This is a genomic window from Mesorhizobium sp. ZC-5 (assembly GCF_025753855.1).
GTDB lineage: Bacteria > Pseudomonadota > Alphaproteobacteria > Rhizobiales > Rhizobiaceae > Neomesorhizobium.
This window is the reverse complement of the sequence record NZ_JAOWPT010000004.1, coordinates 354046-369126: the sequence shown is the minus strand read 5'-3', so window position 1 is coordinate 369126 and position 15081 is coordinate 354046. Positions and strand designations below refer to the sequence as shown.

Genomic DNA, 15081 nt, shown 5'->3' with positions numbered 1-15081 from the left:
AGGCGGTCAGGTGGCCGCCTGTTCCTGTTTCCGCCAGGTTTCGCGAGACAAGCGGTAGAGTACGTGGCGCTTGAGCTGCGGATGCGTGTCCGGAATGTTCGGATGGTCGAAATCGCCCGGAGGATCGGCTCGCATTCCGATGCGCTCCATCACCGCGGTGGAACGGCGGTTGTCGAAGACCGCAAAGGAAACGATCTCGGCAAGGCCTATTTCCTCGAAACCGAAGGCGAGCCACGCACGGGCGGCTTCCGCCACGTAGCCATGCCCCCAGAATTCCGGCGCCAGCCGCCAGCCGACCTCGACGGTGCCGGCGAGGAGGAAGGGTTCGAGGCTGGTGTCGGCAATGCCGACGAAGCCGATGCATTCGCCGGTGGCGATAATCTCGACCGCGGCAAAACCGTAGCCGCGTTCGGCGATGCCGGCCCGGAGCCGGTCGAAGAGTGCGTCGCTGGCGGCGCGGTCGCGACGAAACGGGAAAAACTCCATCACCCGGTCGTCGGAGTTGATGCGGAAGAAGAGATCGCGGTCGCGTTCTTCCCAGTTGCGCAGGATCAGCCGTTTTGTGCGGATCGGCTTCACAGGGCAAACTCCCGGCGACGATAGCCCTGTATGTAGAGCAGCGCCGTCAGGTCGCCGTGGTCGATGCGCATGCCGGCCTGCGCGGCGACAGCGGGCTTGGCGTGCAGGGCAACGCCGGTTCCGGCCAGGCGGATCATGTCGAGGTCGTTGGCCCCGTCGCCGACCGCGATGGCATCCGAGGGCTGGAGGCCCAGGCGAGCCGAGATTTCGAGCAAGGCTTCGGCCTTGGCGGCGCGGCCGAGGATCGGCTCTGCCACCGTGCCGGCGAGCTTGCCGCCGCTTTCGATCAGACGGTTGGCGCGGTTTTCGTCGAAGCCGAGCTTTGCGGCAATGCGACTGGTGAAAACGTCGAAGCCGCCGGAGACGAGCGCGGTCCAGGCGCCGTTCTTCCTCATCGTGGCGACCAACTCATGGCCGCCGGAGGCCAGGGTAATGCGCTTGGCGATGATCGTATCGACGACGCTGGCCTCAAGGCCCTTCAGCAGGGCAACGCGCTCGCGCAATGCCGGTTCGAAGGCGATCTCGCCGTTCATCGAGCGGGCGGTGATCGCCGCGACATGCTCCTTGATGCCGACTTCATCGGCGAGTTCGTCGATGCATTCCTGATCGATCATGGTGGAATCCATGTCGGCGATCAGGATTTTCTTGCGGCGCGTGTTGCTCTCGTGAGCCACGACATCGACCGGCGCCAGCGCGAGACAGTCCTGCAGCGCCGCCATTGCCGAACCGATGTCAGCGCCGGCGGGCAGGGCAAGGTCGCACGCGACATTTTCGGCCAGCCAGTCGATGCCGCTTGCGCCGACGGCCTGCGACGCCTTATGCGCGACCTCGGGCGTGAGGATTTGAGCCGCCGGATCGGATATAAGCGTGGCGATGAAGGACATGGCAGATTCCGCTGGCCGCGAAGCCGAAGGGCTGGTGAAGAACGCGATCCTGATAGCGGGGCCGACCGCCAGCGGCAAGTCGGCTCTTGCTCTCGAACTGGCGCGCCAAACCGGCGGATGCATCGTCAACACCGATTCAATGCAGGTCTATTCGGTGCTGAACGTGCTGACGGCGCGACCGGGTGCCGCCGAACTGGCCAGCGCGCCGCATTACCTCTACGGCCGTGTCGACCCTGCGAAGCACTATTCGGCCGGGGTTTGGCTTGCCGACGTGAAGCGGCTTAGGGATGAAGGCGCTTTCGATGAGCGTCGGCCGATCTTCACCGGCGGTACCGGGCTCTATTTCCGCGCCCTGTCGGAAGGCCTTTCGGAAATGCCCGAGATCCCGCAATCGGTGCGCGACCGCTGGCGCTACCGGCTTCTGGAAGAAGGTTCGAGCAGGCTGCATGCGGTGCTGATGCGCGAAGATCCGAGGGCAGCGGCGGTCCTGCGCGCGTCCGACGGCCAGAGGATCGTGCGAGCGCTGGAGGTGCTGCAGGCGTCGGGGCGCTCGATCCTCGACTGGCAGGCGGAACGCGGCCATCCACTGATCGACAGGCGCAGCGCAAGGTATCTCGTCATCGAAGCGGATCGCGCGGTGTTGACGCGGCGGATCGATGCGCGTTTCGACCGGATGCTCGACGATGGCGCGCTCGGCGAAGTGGAAGCGCTGCTGGCGCTCGGGCTCGACCCGGAACTGCCGGCAATGAAAGCGATTGGCGTTCGTGAGCTGCAATCTGCAATTGCAGGGGCCATGCCCTTCGACGCGGCGATCGAACGGGCAAAGATAGCCACCCGGCAATATGCCAAGCGCCAGGCTACGTGGTTTCGACATCAATTGGGGCCGGAATGGAGCCGGATCTCGTTAAACGACCACGCGCAGGCAGTGAAAATTGCGGCCGATATCGCCCGGTAAGAAGGTGTTGACCTTCGCGTCAAGTTTCGTGCGGAGGTTGCCTCGATTAACCTCCCGTAAGGCCGGCTTGTGCGATAAGAACATCGACATCTTTTCAGTGGGCGGTGCATGCGTTTCCACAAGTCGGAATCGGCGTTCTTTGTGTTTATCTCCGTGATCTTCGCGGCGGGCGCCTTGATTTTGCATGCTTACAGCATTCTGTATTCCAAGCCGCAGACGCTTTTCCTGCCCGAGCAGATCGATAACGCCAGCTACCTCGCACGGCTGTTGTTTGCCAGTGGAGCGCTTGTCGGAACAGCGCTGTTCTTCGGCGTGTTCTTCATCTACCCGCTGATCCGCACCCAGGTGAAGGAGGAGGGCAAGCTGCGCGCGATGACGGAATCGCTCAGCGCACGCTCCGAAACACTCGAGCAGGCAGCACTTACCGATGCGCTGACCGGGATGCAGAACCGGCGCTACTTCGACGATGCGCTGAAGGAGTACATCGAGGAGTTCCGGCGGATAGACAAGCCGATCGGTCTGATGATCCTCGACCTCGACCATTTCAAGGAAGTGAACGACACCTATGGGCATGACGTCGGCGACGAGGTGTTGCGGGCGGTGGCCAGCTGTCTCCGCGACATGACCCGCTACCATGACATCGTTGCCAGGCTCGGCGGCGAAGAGTTTGCCGTCGTCGCGCCCAACATGAACGAGGACATGCTGGTCAAGCTCGCCGAGCGCATCCGCAAGGCGATCGCGGGCATGGCCGTCATTTCAGGCAATGTGCGGCTGAAGATTACCACCAGCGTTGGGCTGGCAGTGTGGGACAAGCGCGAATCCGCCGAGGAATTCTACCGTCGCGCCGACCGGCTACTCTACCAGGCCAAGCGCATGGGTCGGAACCGCGTCTGCGCATAATTTCAATAACTTAGCGAAGAAATAGGCCAGTTCAGGCGACGGCCGTCAGCACTGTCCTAGTACAGTCCGTCGCCGAGGCGGCGGCCGCGCGGCGCGCTGCCGCCGAACTCGTTCTTCTTGTAGTCGGGCTCGCCGGCCTGGGCGACCGGGCTGACCAGTTCACCGATGCCGCTTTGCTGCGCCTGCGGCTTGGGCACGTTGCGCAAGCGCTCGACGATGGCGACAAGGTCGATGTCGCCGGTCGTGTCGCCGGGCGTTTTTTCGTCGCCATGCTTGTTGACGCCCGGGATGAGCGCGGCCGGCAGGCGTTCGAATTTCAGCCGCATCGTGGTGGCGACGCCTTCACCGAAGGCGATTGCTTCGCGCTGACCCATGGACGACAGGAACGACAGCGTCGAGGCCGATGAATCGGCGATTGCCGAACGGATGATCGCTTGGTCCTGATGGTTGGCCAGGCGCATGGAGAAGATGGTCGAGCACTGCGACAGGATGGTCGGGTCGAGTTCGCCGGGTCGCTGCGTCACGACGCCGAGATAACAACCATATTTGCGGCCTTCCTTGGCAATGCGCGACAGCGCGTGCCGGGTCGGGGCAAAACCGAGGCGCGGATCGGAAGGCATGTAGCGATGCGCTTCCTCGCACATGACGAGAAGGCGCAGTTTGCCGTTGCTCCACAGCGCCAGATCGAAGGCGAGACGCGCCAGCACGGAGCAAACCGCATTGACCACTTCCGACGGCAGCCCGGCCATCTCGAAACAGGTGACGGGACGCCCATGGTGCGGCACGCGGAAGATCTTGCCGACAGTTTCGTGGATCGTGTCCTCGATCAGGCGCGAATTGAACATGAAGCGATAGCGCGGGTCGTTGAGAGCCGCTTCTATCCGCATCTTCAGCGCCCGGTAGACAGGCCGGTCGTTCTTGGAATCCAGCAGTCCCATGCGCTCGTCGATCTGCTTGATCAGATCCGCCATGCGGTAGGGCACCGGCGTATCGGCGGTGATCGCGTCGCCGCCGCGCCGCAGATAGGCGCCGGAGTTCGGGTTGCGGTAGAGGTTCTTGGCGGCCGGGATCAGATCGCGCAGAAGGTCGATTTCCTCGGGCACCGACTCGCGGCCGCGAAACAGCACTTCGGCGAATTCCTCAAGCTGGAACATCCAGAACGGCAGATCGAGCGAATTGGTGTCGATGCGCAGGCTCTGGTCGGGAAACGCCGAAGCGAATTCATTGTGCGGGTCGAGAATGAGGACGCGCAGATCGGGCCGCGACTCGATTGCCTTGCGCAACAGCAGCGATACGGCACTCGATTTGCCGACGCCGGTGGTGCCGACAACAGCGAAATGCCGCGTCAGCGTGTCGTCGATGGCGATGTTGGCGTTGATGGTTTCGTCCTGCGACAGGAGCCCCACCGTGACGGAATGGCGTCCGGCAAGGTCGTAGACCGCAGCCAGGTCGCGCGCGCGGATCTTATGCGAGACGGCGCCGACATAGGGGTAAATCGTGATGCCGCGGTCGAACACCGGTTTGCCCGTCTCGCGGTCGTCGCGGATTTCGCCGACCAGCTCCACGCTGACTTCGATGGCGTTGCGGCCATCTTCGCTCCACAGGTGATCGGCCTTGTTGATCTCGTAGACGAGGCCGACCGTGCGGGCCTCGGTCAGGTTTATCGAGATCATCTTGCCGACCGTCCAGATGCCGGTCACGGTGCCGTCCTGGGTGTCGGCGAAGGCTGCGATCCTGGCACGCGCCCCGTCGCACTGGATGACATGTCCGAGAATGCGCTTGTCGTTCTGCGCGGCGTCCCGGCGCTCCTGCAACGTCTGTTCTCCGCGGCCAGCTTCGCGCTCGACAAACATGGTCGGCATCATCCCCGTTTCCCAGCAGAAGATATTAGTCGGGTTGGGTTAAGGCCGTGTGTGGCAGGATGGTTTCGGGCTCGTTAAGGCGCGGGAGCGGAATTGAGCTAACGAGGTCGGCTCGCAACGTTTCGGTCCGTGGCCGTCTCGCTCCCGTTAAAGCGCGATCCCGGCGTCGCGGAGGCCACCCGCCAGCCGATCGACGAGATCGGGATCCCGATAGGGCAGGATTCGTTTCAGGCGCTCTACGGAAAAACCGGGATTGACCTCCAGTGTCTCCTGCCAGGAGCGGCGGGCTTCTTCGTAGCGCCCGGTAAGGCCGTAGAGGCAGGCGAGATAAAAGCGGCTCATGTCCGAGCGCGGTGTCATCGTCAATCGCCGCCGGAAGGCGGTCTCGGCCTCGTCGAAACGGCCGAGGGCCAGCAGGGCACGCCCGAGGAAGTGCAGGGACATGTCGAATTGGGGGTCGAGGCGATAAGCTCGTGTATAAAGTGCCGCCGCCTCTTCGTGCCGGCCCTGATAATCTCTTATGTTGCCGAGCCCGGTATAGGCATCGGCAAAATTGGGGGCGAGTGCGACCGCACGCTCCGCCGCCTGTTCCGCCTCGTCCAGCCGCCGCATCCAGGAAAGCACAATGGAAAGCGAGATATGGCCTTGCGGCTCTGTTTCGTCCGTTTCGATCGCCTTCTGCGCCAGTTCCAGCGCCTGCGCCAGGTTGTCGGGCGTCGCGCCGTTCCACTCGTTTACATATTCAGCGAAGCTGATGATGGAGAGCCGCGCATAGGGAAGCGCCAGGCCCGGATCGATCTCGATCACGCGCTCCAGCATCCGGCGCGCCTCTATCGCCGCCTCCGGCCGCAACTGCAAAACGGTATGGCGGGCGCGGACGAGCAGATCATAAGCCTCCGGATCGACCTTGCCGGGGTTTTCGCGCTGCGCTTCTTCGCTTGCGGTGAGCGTCACCTGCAGCGCGTTGACGATGGTGCGTGTGACCTCGTCCTGGACTGCGAAGACATCCTCGATATCACGGTCGTAACGCTCGGCCCAGAGATGGCCGCCGGTCGTGCCGTCGATCATCTGGGCATTGATGCGGATTCGGCTGGCGAACCTGCGCACGCTTCCCTCCAGCACATAGCGGACACCAAGCTCCCGGCTCACCTTGCGGATATCCGGCGCCTGGCCCTTGTAGGCGAAGGAGGAATTTCGCGCGATGACGAACAGGCCGGAAACCTTCGATAGATCGGTGATGATGTCCTCGGTAATCCCGTCGGCGAAATAGCCCTGCTCGGGATCACCCGACATGTTGTCGAACGGCAGGACGGCGATTGACGGTTTGCCACGGGGCGGCGGCTGTATCCCGCCGATCGCAGCGGCAGTTTCGGCGGGTGCGCCGGGCGACCAGGTCCAGATGTGCAGGGGGCGTTCGAGGTTCTTGACCTCATGGCTGCCGCTGTCGGCGAAGTCGATGCCGATACGGCCGCGCAAGTGTTCATGAACGGCATCCGAAATCGCCACCCCGCCCGGATCGGCCAGACCCTCGATGCGGGACGCCACGTTGACGCCGTCGCCATAGAGATCGCTGCCGTCGACCATGACGTCGCCGAGATGGACGCCGATGCGGAGCACGAAGCGCCGATCTGTCGGGGTGTCCTCGTCCGCCGCCGCCATCGCTTTTTGCAGCTCAATCGCGCATTCGACGGCCGCTACGGCGCTGCCGAACTCGACAAGCATGCCGTCGCCGATTCTCTTGAAGATGCGGCCCTGATGGCGGGCGACGATGGGTTCCACCACTTCGCTCCATCGCATCTTCAGTTCGGTCAGTGTGGCAGCCTCGTCGCGCTCCATGAGCCGGCTGTAGCCGACGACGTCAGCGGCCAGAATGGCGACGAGCCGGCGTTGAATGCGTTCAGTGGTCATATGCGTGAGTACTTCTCAGGAGTGCACTGCGTCTCGAGAGTGCACAAGGCGAATGTAGTGACGCCACGCCTACAAGTCCATTCAGCGCCAAGGCCGTACCCATGGAAAGCGGGTATTGATCGACTACTTCTCAAAAGCAGGTTCAACCATGGCTTCTGGAGGACGACGATGACAGGAATGATGGAAGACTTCACCACCGCCGAGATCGACGTTGGTGAAACGACCATTTTCACGCGATCGCAAGGTTCGGGACCGCCGCTGCTCCTCCTGCACGGATTTCCGGAAACCCATCTGATGTGGCGAGGCGTTGCACCGCTGCTGGCGTCAGCGCCGATCTTCGCGGCTACGGGCAAAGCGGGTGTCCGGCGTCGTCAGAGGATCACGCGCCTTATGCGAAGCGGGCGATGGCGCGGGATATGGTGGCGCTCATGAATCGGCTTTCCGCGCTTTTCGGTTGCCGGTCACGATCGCGGCGGCCGCGTCGCCTATCGTATGGCGCTGGATCATCTGGACCGCATCCAGCGGCTCGCCGTGCTCGACATCCTGCCGGTGGAGACGGTGTGGGAGCGGGCCGACGTCAGGCTGGCGCTCGGCTACTGGCCGTGGTCGCTGCTGGCTCAGCCTGAGCCGCTTCCGGAACGCATACTTGTCGCCGCCGCCGATGCGATCGTCGACAACGCACTTGGCGGGTGGGGCTCACCAGCTGATCTTTTTCCGGCGGAGATACGCTCAGCCTATATCGAGGCGCTGCGCGATCCCGATCACGCCCATGCCATCTGCGAGGAGTATCGCGCTGCCGCGAGCATCGACCGGGAGCATGACAAGTCGGACGGAGCCGATGGAAAAAAGATCACCTGCCCGCTTCTCGCCCTGTGGGGCGCGGGCGGGGCGGTCGACACCTGGTATGCGGATGAGGGCGGGCCTCTGGCGCTGTGGCGAGACTGGGCCGACGATGTCTATGGACACGCGGTCGAAGGCGGTCATTTCTTTCCCGAGGAAGCGCCCGAGCAAACCGCGGAAATGCTGGGGCGGTTCTTCGCCGATTGCTGACGCTTTCGACGTGCTACCGGATTGTCCATGGCGACAGAGCAGTTTGCCATTGACATCGCGGCTTTTCCGCAATTACTCTCCGCGCCCATGAAGACGACACTCATTCTCGTAGTAGGAAGGCGCGTGGGCAAGGCGGTGTAACCGCCGGGCGAAATCCTCCCATGCGCAAGACACAGGCTCCCTCCGGGGGCCTTTTTTATTGCCCGAAACAGGACTAAACGACCAGCATTCGCCAGTGGCGACCAGAAAACGGAACAGACCGATGAGCAACCGACAGGAAGAGACCGGACGGCGCGAAATGACAGGCGCCGAAATGGTGGTGCAGGCGCTGAAGGACAATGGCGTCAAGCACCTGTTCGGCTATCCAGGCGGCGCGGTCCTTCCGATCTACGACGAGCTTTTCCAGCAGGAAGATGTCCAGCACATCCTCGTTCGCCACGAGCAGGGGGCAGGGCACGCGGCGGAAGGCTATGCGCGCTCAACCGGCAAGCCGGGCGTCATGCTGGTGACTTCCGGACCGGGCGCCACCAACGCGGTGACGCCGCTGCAGGACGCGCTGATGGATTCCATTCCGCTGGTCTGCCTGACCGGGCAGGTGCCGACCTCGCTGATCGGATCGGACGCGTTCCAGGAATGCGATACGGTCGGCATCACGCGGCCCTGCACCAAGCACAACTGGCTGGTGAAGGACGTCAACGAACTGGCGGCCATCATCCACGAGGCTTTCCATGTCGCGACGACCGGCCGGCCAGGTCCTGTGGTTGTCGACATTCCCAAGGACGTGCAGTTCGCAAAGGGCATCTACACGCCGCCGCAGACGGCGCCACGCACCAGCTACCAGCCCAAGGTCCAGGGCGATCTCGACAAGGTCAAGGCAGCGGTGGCGTTGATGGCCGAGGCGAAGCGGCCGATCATCTACACGGGCGGTGGGGTCATCAATTCCGGCACTGAAGCTTGTCATCTGCTGCGTGAACTGGTCGACCTGACCGGTTTTCCGATAACCTCGACCCTGATGGGGCTTGGCGCTTATCCGGCAAGCGGCAAGAACTGGGTCGGCATGCTCGGCATGCACGGCACCTACGAGGCCAACATGGCCATGCACGATTGCGACGTGATGATCTGCATCGGCGCGCGCTTCGATGATCGCATCACCGGACGGCTGAATGCATTTTCGCCGAACTCGAAGAAGATCCACATCGACATCGACCCTTCGTCGATCAACAAGAACGTCCACACCGATGTTCCGATCATCGGTGACGTCGGCCGCGTGCTCGAGGACATGGTGCGGCTGTGGCGGGCGACCGGCAAGGCGGACAAGAAGGCGCTCTATCCCTGGTGGGAGCAGATCGCCAAATGGCGCGCGCGCGACTCGCTCGCCTACAAGAACAATGCCGACGTGATCATGCCGCAGTTCGCGATCCAGCGTCTTTACGAGGCTACGAAGGACCGCGACACCTACATCACCACAGAGGTCGGCCAGCATCAGATGTGGGCGGCGCAGCACTATCATTTCGAGAAGCCGAACCGCTGGATGACCTCCGGCGGGCTGGGCACCATGGGTTACGGCCTGCCGGCTGCACTCGGGGTGCAGATCGCGCATCCCGACGCATTGGTCATCGACATCGCCGGCGATGCCTCGGTGCAGATGACGATGCAGGAGATGTCGACGGCGGTCCAGTACGGTGCGCCGATCAAGATCTTCATCTTGAACAACCAGTACATGGGCATGGTGCGGCAGTGGCAGCAACTGCTGCACGGCAACCGGCTCTCGCACTCCTATACCGAGGCGATGCCGGATTTCGTCAAGCTCGCCGAGGCCTATGGCGGCCACGGCATCCGCTGCGAGAAGCCGGGCGACCTCGACGATGCGATCGCCGAGATGATCGCGGTGAAGAAGCCGGTGCTGTTCGATTGCCGCGTCGCCAACCTCGCCAACTGCTTCCCGATGATCCCGTCGGGCAAGGCGCACAACGAGATGCTGTTGCCGGACGAGGCGACCGACGAAGCGGTGGCCAACGCAATCGACGCCAAGGGCAGGGAACTGGTGTAAAGGAAGCCGGTCGAGGGGGAAGCCTCGTTGTATCAGCTAGATAAAACCGTGTCTTGAAATAGAGAATCAAACAATGAACGCCCACCTTCAACCGACCGGCTCCGCCTACTTCATCGCCAAGGAAACGGCGCTGCCGGAAAACCACACGCTGTCGGTGCTGGTCGACAACGAGCCCGGCGTGCTGGCGCGGGTCATCGGCCTGTTTTCCGGCCGCGGCTACAACATCGAAAGCCTGACGGTTTCCGAGACGGAACATGAAAAACACCAGTCGCGCATCACCATCGTGACGCGCGGCACACCGCATGTGCTGGAGCAGATCAAGCATCAGCTCGAGCGCATCGTGCCGGTGCACGGCGTTGTCGATCTCACGGTGCGCGCCGGAGAGCTCGGCCAGGAGCGTCCGCTCGAGCGCGAACTGGCCCTGGTCAAGGTGGCGGGAACCGGCGAGGCCCGCGTCGAGGCGCTGCGGCTCGCCGACGCTTTCCGCGCCAGCGTCATCGACGCCAACACCGAGCACTTCATCTTCGAAATCACCGGCAAGGTATCCAAGGTCGACCAGTTCATCGCCATCATGAAGCCGCTCGGCCTGGTCGAGATCTGCCGCACCGGCGTCGCCGCGATGAATCGCGGTCCGCAGGGGATGTAGGCGCGCATCGGGAGCAATGGCCGCGCTCCATCCGGATTGTCACGGCAACAACAATCCGCGTGACTTCAGAAAGATTTAGGTCAATATTGCTGACATAAAAGAAACGCTAGGGCCGGAAACCTACCGCGATGTCCTCCGAAGTTTTCCTTGCTCTCCTCGTCTATGCCTTCGTGACTTCGATCACGCCGGGACCGAACAACTTCATGCTTCTGGCATCCGGCGTGAATTTCGGCTTCGCGCGCACGATCCCGCATATGCTCGGCATCGGCAGCGGCTTCCTGACTTTGCTCATGGGTGTCGGCTTCGGACTTGGCGCGGTGCTGACAGCGTTTCCGGCGCTGCATACCGGGTTGAAGATCGCCGGAGGCGCTTACCTTCTCTACCTCGCCTGGAAGATCGGCACGTCTCGTTCGCTGGGCAAGGATGGAGAGGCAAAGGCGAGACCGATGACCTTTCTCGAAGCAGCGGCGTTCCAGTGGGTCAATCCGAAGGCCTGGGTGATGGCGATCACCGCGATGGCCGTCTACACCAATCCGGAGCGGCCATTCCTGTCGGTGCTGCTGATCTCCGTCGCCTTTGCCGTGGTCAACGTGCCCAGCGTCTCGTCCTGGGCCGGATTCGGCATGGCGTTACGCGGTTTCCTGGCCGATCCGGCGCGGCTCAAATGGTTCAACATAGCGATGGGCGTCCTGCTGGCGGCTACATTGTGGCCGATGCTGAAATAGGCAGGCGGTCAGGCTGGACCAGTTGGACAAGCTTGCGGGCGGTGGCGCGGCCTTCTAACCTCACGCCATGGCACACAGTCACGACGATCATCACCACGACAACGAACTCGACCCGATGGCGGCGCGCGTGCGTGCGCTGGAGACGATCCTTACCCAGAAGGGGCTGATCGACCCGGCGGCGATCGATGTGATTGTCGAGACCTACGAGACGAAAGTCGGACCGCGCAACGGCGCCAGGGTCGTTGCCAAGGCATGGTGCGACCAGGCGTTCGCCGACTGGCTCATAAAAGACGCCACCGCCGCGATCGCATCGCTCGGCCACACCGGCCGGCAAGGCGAGCACATGCAGGCGGTGTTCAACGGCGGCGACACTCACAATCTCGTCGTCTGCACGCTGTGCTCCTGCTATCCCTGGTCGGTGCTCGGCCTGCCGCCGGTCTGGTACAAGTCGCCGCCCTATCGCTCGAAAGCGGTGATCGATCCACGTGGCGTGCTGGAGGAATTCGGCGTAACACTGCCGCCGGACACGAAAATCCGCGTTTGGGATTCGACCGCGGAATTGCGCTATCTGGTGGTGCCGCTGCGGCCCGCCGGCACCGATGGCTGGAGCGAGGAAAGACTTGCCGAGCTGGTGACGCGCGATTCAATGATCGGCACCGGGCTGGCGCTAGCGCCGGAGGCGGCATGAACGGACCGCAGGATCTCGGCGGCCAGATGGGTTTCGGACCTGTCGCGCCGGAAAAGAACGAACCGATCTTCCACGCCGAGTGGGAAAAGCGGGCGCTCGGCGTGACGCTGGCCGCCGGCGGCATGGGCGCCTGGAACATCGACGAAAGCCGCCATGCGCGCGAAAGCCTGCGCCCGGCCGACTATTATTCGTCCAGTTATTACGAAATCTGGATCAAGGCGCTGGAGGTGCTGCTGCAGCGCCATGGCTTTGTTACGACCAACGATCTGGCGGGGGGCGTTGCGGTCGATGCCGCCGCGACGCCGAAGCGTATGCTGAAGGCCGAGAACGTGCCGGCCGCTCTCGCCAAGGGTGGCCCGTGCGACCGTGCGGTCGAGGCGGCCCCGCGCTTCAAGGCGGGCGACAGGGTGCGCACGAAGAACTTCAATCCCGAAGGCCATACGCGGCTGCCGCGTTATGCGCGCGGCAAAATCGGAATCGTGGAGGTACAGCGCGGCGGTTTCGTCTTCCCCGACAGCAACGCACATGGTGCCGGCGAGGCGCCGCAACACATCTATACGGTGGTGTTCGATGGCCGCGAGATCTGGGGCGAGGGCGCCGACCCGACGCTCAGCGTGTCGATCGATGCCTGGGAGAGTTATCTTGAGCCGGCATGACGGTGCGCCTCGCACCGCTCTACCGCCGGGTCTCGACGAGCCGGTGTTTTCGGAACCGTGGCAGGCCGAGGCTTTCGCGCTCGTCGTGGCTCTGCATGAGCGCGGGCTGTTTTCGTGGGACGAATGGGCGACAGCGCTTTCGACCGAGGTCAAGAAACCCGGCGTCGCGCTCGATGGCAGCGATTATTACGACTGCTGGCTGAGGGCACTCGAGACATTGCTGGCGGAGAAGGGGGCGGCTGCTCCGACTGACGTGGACAGGCTGGCGGCAGCCTGGCAACGCGCCGCGCATGCAACGCCGCATGGCAAGCCGATCCTGCTCGAGAACGACCCGCGGAACCTCAAGCCGTAGCCGACCCGTTTGGCCTTGAGCAAGACGGCCCGGTATCCTGCAAGCCCGCAAACAATTCTCGGGAACCTTTCCGCTGCTTCTCCATCCAATGGTTCGACGCCGCCGCAATGTGCGGAGGCATCCAGCCAAGGAGATGTTCCCATGAAACTCTTTCCCCTCGCTCTGGCCGCCCTGCTTGGCGGATCCTTGCCGGTCCTGGCGCATGACGTTCCCGCCGAAGTGGCGAAATCTCCGCCTGCCGGGGCGTTCAAGGCGGTCAGCGGCCTGGTCAAGCTGCCCGACTTCCTGCCGGGGATGGGGCAGCTTTTCGTCGATCCCGCGAGCCTGCCCGCAGGGCCGTTCCTGGCTTACGACCATGACGGCGCGCTGGTCAGCACCATCTACATGCTGCCGATCAAGGATCTCAATCCCGACAAGAGTTTCGACGATCTGGCGGCGCCCGGCGGCAATGTCGACCACGTCGACGTCTACTACAACGCGGGCCATCCGGGCGTGGAGGAACCGCATGCCCATGTGGTGCTGTGGCATGTCTCGAAGGCCGACGAGGCGCGTGTCGCCCAATGATCATGACGCGCCGGCGCGTGATTGAGGCCGGCGGGGGTATCCTCGCCGCCTTGCTGCCATGGCCGGCGGCGGGGGCGGCCGCCGATGCGGTCGAGATCACCATGCTGGGAAAGGCAAACGGCTCGCATGTCTGGTTCGACCCTTTCGGCATTCACGTCGAGCCCGGCCAGACGATCCGCTGGACCAACCGCGATCCGGGAAATTCGCACACGGTGACGGCCTATCATCCGGCGATTTTCGAGCGTCCGCTGCGCATCCCGGTAGGGGCAAAACCGTGGGATTCGGATTATCTGCTGCCGGGAGAATCGTTCTCGGTGATGCTCACCACGGCCGGCGTATACGACTATTATTGCGTGCCACACGAGCATGCCGGCATGGTCGGGCGGATCGTGGTAGGTTCGCCCCCAGCCGTCGAGGCGGTCTCCGGAACGGCCGAACCGGGCCTGACGCCATTGCCTGACGTCGCGCTGAGCGGATTTCCGTCGATCGAGGAGATCGTTGCCAACGGCGCCGTGCATCGCCGGTGATTGTCCGGGAAAGGAACGCGAACATGCATGTGGCAACCACTCGGGATGAAGCCAAGGTTGGCGGACATGGCGATGAAGAACTGGTCGAACTTGCCCGGCGGGGTGAAGAGGGTGCCATTCGCGCGCTCATCAAGCGCAACAACCAGCGGCTGTTCCGGGTGGCACGATCGGTGGTGCGCGACGATGCCGAGGCAGAGGATATCGTGCAGGAGACCTATGTCCGTGCCTTCACCCGGCTCAATTCCTTTCGCGGCGATTCCCTGTTCTCGACATGGCTCATCCGCATTGCTCTCAACGAGGCGCTGGGGCGGACGCGGCGCAAGCGCCCGACGACCGAATTTGAAAAATTGGATGCTCTCAACACGGATCCGAGTGGAGGCGGGGTGATCATGTTTCCGACGTTCACGGCTCCTGTTGCGAGCGATGCCGAACTCGCGCGCAAGCAAATTCGCGAGTTCCTCGAAAAGGCCGTCGACGACCTCCCCGAGGATTTCCGCATCGTCTTCATGCTGCGCGACATCGAGGACATGAGCACCGAAGAAACCGCCAGCCAGCTTTCATTGAAGCCGGAAACGGTCAAAACGAGGTTGCACCGGGCGCGCCGCTTGATGCGCGCCGCGATCGAGAAGCGGTTGTCGCCGACTTTTTCGGGATTGTTTCCGTTCGACGGCGCGCGCTGCGACCGAATGGCCGACCGGGTTGTCGCCAGGCTCCGCGATACCGGAGCGCGGTGAC

The 15081-nt window shown here is 63.2% G+C and carries 15 protein-coding genes and 1 pseudogene; 12 read left to right on the top strand and 4 right to left on the bottom strand.

Annotated features, from left to right (window positions below; all coding sequences use genetic code 11):
- Positions 1-6: 6 nt before the first annotated feature.
- Both OHD58_RS13925 and serB read right to left on the bottom strand, forming a co-directional pair.
- The gene (locus OHD58_RS13925; RefSeq protein WP_263803963.1) at positions 7-579 is read right to left on the bottom strand and encodes a GNAT family N-acetyltransferase; all 573 of its coding nucleotides are present in this window, start codon (positions 577-579) and stop codon (positions 7-9) included.
- The gene (serB, locus tag OHD58_RS13920) at positions 576-1463 is read right to left on the bottom strand and encodes a phosphoserine phosphatase SerB (RefSeq protein ID WP_263803962.1); all 888 of its coding nucleotides are present in this window, start codon (positions 1461-1463) and stop codon (positions 576-578) included. The genes OHD58_RS13925 and serB overlap by 4 nt, the downstream gene beginning before the upstream one ends.
- Between serB and miaA the strand changes: the two genes are divergently transcribed.
- Both miaA and OHD58_RS13910 read left to right on the top strand, forming a co-directional pair.
- Positions 1453-2418, top strand: a complete 966-nt coding sequence (gene miaA, locus OHD58_RS13915; protein WP_412177214.1) for a tRNA (adenosine(37)-N6)-dimethylallyltransferase MiaA — start codon at positions 1453-1455, stop codon at positions 2416-2418. The genes serB and miaA overlap by 11 nt on opposite strands.
- A 108-nt stretch (positions 2419-2526) precedes the next feature.
- Complete coding sequence (locus OHD58_RS13910) at positions 2527-3318, top strand: GGDEF domain-containing protein (protein ID WP_263803960.1); 792 nt, start codon at positions 2527-2529, stop codon at positions 3316-3318.
- 56 nt (positions 3319-3374) lie between these two features.
- On the opposite strand, the gene OHD58_RS13905 is transcribed toward OHD58_RS13910, so the two are convergent.
- Together OHD58_RS13905 and OHD58_RS13900 are read right to left on the bottom strand one after the other, a co-directional pair.
- Positions 3375-5171: an ATP-binding protein gene (locus tag OHD58_RS13905; RefSeq protein WP_263804230.1), complete on the bottom strand. Its 1797-nt coding sequence runs from the start codon at positions 5169-5171 to the stop codon at positions 3375-3377.
- A gap of 156 nt (positions 5172-5327) precedes the next feature.
- Positions 5328-7088 (bottom strand): adenylate/guanylate cyclase domain-containing protein, encoded by a 1761-nt coding sequence (locus OHD58_RS13900; protein WP_263803959.1) that lies wholly within the window; start codon positions 7086-7088, stop codon positions 5328-5330.
- Positions 7089-7265: 177 nt separating this feature from the next.
- Here OHD58_RS13900 and OHD58_RS13895 point away from each other — a divergent pair.
- From OHD58_RS13895 to OHD58_RS13850, 10 genes and pseudogenes are all read left to right on the top strand, one after another.
- Positions 7266-8138 (top strand): annotated as a pseudogene (locus tag OHD58_RS13895) (alpha/beta fold hydrolase).
- A gap of 262 nt (positions 8139-8400) precedes the next feature.
- Positions 8401-10188, top strand: a complete 1788-nt coding sequence (locus OHD58_RS13890; protein ID WP_263803958.1) for an acetolactate synthase 3 large subunit — start codon at positions 8401-8403, stop codon at positions 10186-10188.
- A gap of 73 nt (positions 10189-10261) precedes the next feature.
- Entirely contained in the window at positions 10262-10834 is a 573-nt protein-coding gene (gene ilvN, locus OHD58_RS13885; protein ID WP_263803957.1) for an acetolactate synthase small subunit, read from the top strand.
- Between the two features lie 128 nt (positions 10835-10962).
- The gene (locus OHD58_RS13880; protein ID WP_263803956.1) at positions 10963-11559 is read left to right on the top strand and encodes a LysE family translocator; all 597 of its coding nucleotides are present in this window, start codon (positions 10963-10965) and stop codon (positions 11557-11559) included.
- Between the two features lie 67 nt (positions 11560-11626).
- Positions 11627-12247, top strand: a complete 621-nt coding sequence (gene nthA, locus OHD58_RS13875; protein WP_263803954.1) for a nitrile hydratase subunit alpha — start codon at positions 11627-11629, stop codon at positions 12245-12247.
- Positions 12244-12903, top strand: a complete 660-nt coding sequence (gene nthB / locus OHD58_RS13870) for a nitrile hydratase subunit beta (RefSeq protein ID WP_263803953.1) — start codon at positions 12244-12246, stop codon at positions 12901-12903. The genes nthA and nthB overlap by 4 nt, the downstream gene beginning before the upstream one ends.
- Positions 12890-13255, top strand: a complete 366-nt coding sequence (locus tag OHD58_RS13865; RefSeq protein WP_412177213.1) for a nitrile hydratase accessory protein — start codon at positions 12890-12892, stop codon at positions 13253-13255. Before nthB ends, OHD58_RS13865 begins: the two co-directional genes overlap by 14 nt.
- A gap of 141 nt (positions 13256-13396) precedes the next feature.
- Positions 13397-13819: a DUF5602 domain-containing protein gene (locus OHD58_RS13860; protein WP_263803950.1), complete on the top strand. Its 423-nt coding sequence runs from the start codon at positions 13397-13399 to the stop codon at positions 13817-13819.
- The gene (locus OHD58_RS13855; protein ID WP_263803949.1) at positions 13816-14346 is read left to right on the top strand and encodes a plastocyanin/azurin family copper-binding protein; all 531 of its coding nucleotides are present in this window, start codon (positions 13816-13818) and stop codon (positions 14344-14346) included. Before OHD58_RS13860 ends, OHD58_RS13855 begins: the two co-directional genes overlap by 4 nt.
- 23 nt (positions 14347-14369) lie before the next feature.
- The gene (locus OHD58_RS13850; RefSeq protein WP_263803948.1) at positions 14370-15080 is read left to right on the top strand and encodes an RNA polymerase sigma factor; all 711 of its coding nucleotides are present in this window, start codon (positions 14370-14372) and stop codon (positions 15078-15080) included.
- Position 15081 lies beyond the last annotated feature (1 nt).

Bases quoted from the DNA above. Each gene is read 5' to 3' on its own strand.
- OHD58_RS13860 (WP_263803950.1), top strand. From the start codon at position 13,397: ATGAAACTCTTTCCCCTCGCTCTGGCCGCCCTGCTTGGCGGATCCTTG.
- ilvN (WP_263803957.1), top strand. From the start codon at position 10,262: ATGAACGCCCACCTTCAACCGACCGGCTCCGCCTACTTCATCGCCAAG.
- OHD58_RS13880 (WP_263803956.1), top strand. From the start codon at position 10,963: ATGTCCTCCGAAGTTTTCCTTGCTCTCCTCGTCTATGCCTTCGTGACT.
- OHD58_RS13900 (WP_263803959.1), bottom strand. From the start codon at position 7,088: ATGACCACTGAACGCATTCAACGCCGGCTCGTCGCCATTCTGGCCGCT.
- OHD58_RS13910 (WP_263803960.1), top strand. From the start codon at position 2,527: ATGCGTTTCCACAAGTCGGAATCGGCGTTCTTTGTGTTTATCTCCGTG.
- nthB (WP_263803953.1), top strand. From the start codon at position 12,244: ATGAACGGACCGCAGGATCTCGGCGGCCAGATGGGTTTCGGACCTGTC.
- serB (WP_263803962.1), bottom strand. From the start codon at position 1,463: ATGTCCTTCATCGCCACGCTTATATCCGATCCGGCGGCTCAAATCCTC.
- miaA (WP_412177214.1), top strand. From the start codon at position 1,453: ATGAAGGACATGGCAGATTCCGCTGGCCGCGAAGCCGAAGGGCTGGTG.
- OHD58_RS13905 (WP_263804230.1), bottom strand. From the start codon at position 5,171: ATGTTTGTCGAGCGCGAAGCTGGCCGCGGAGAACAGACGTTGCAGGAG.
- OHD58_RS13850 (WP_263803948.1), top strand. From the start codon at position 14,370: ATGCATGTGGCAACCACTCGGGATGAAGCCAAGGTTGGCGGACATGGC.
- nthA (WP_263803954.1), top strand. From the start codon at position 11,627: ATGGCACACAGTCACGACGATCATCACCACGACAACGAACTCGACCCG.
- OHD58_RS13890 (WP_263803958.1), top strand. From the start codon at position 8,401: ATGAGCAACCGACAGGAAGAGACCGGACGGCGCGAAATGACAGGCGCC.
- OHD58_RS13855 (WP_263803949.1), top strand. From the start codon at position 13,816: ATGATCATGACGCGCCGGCGCGTGATTGAGGCCGGCGGGGGTATCCTC.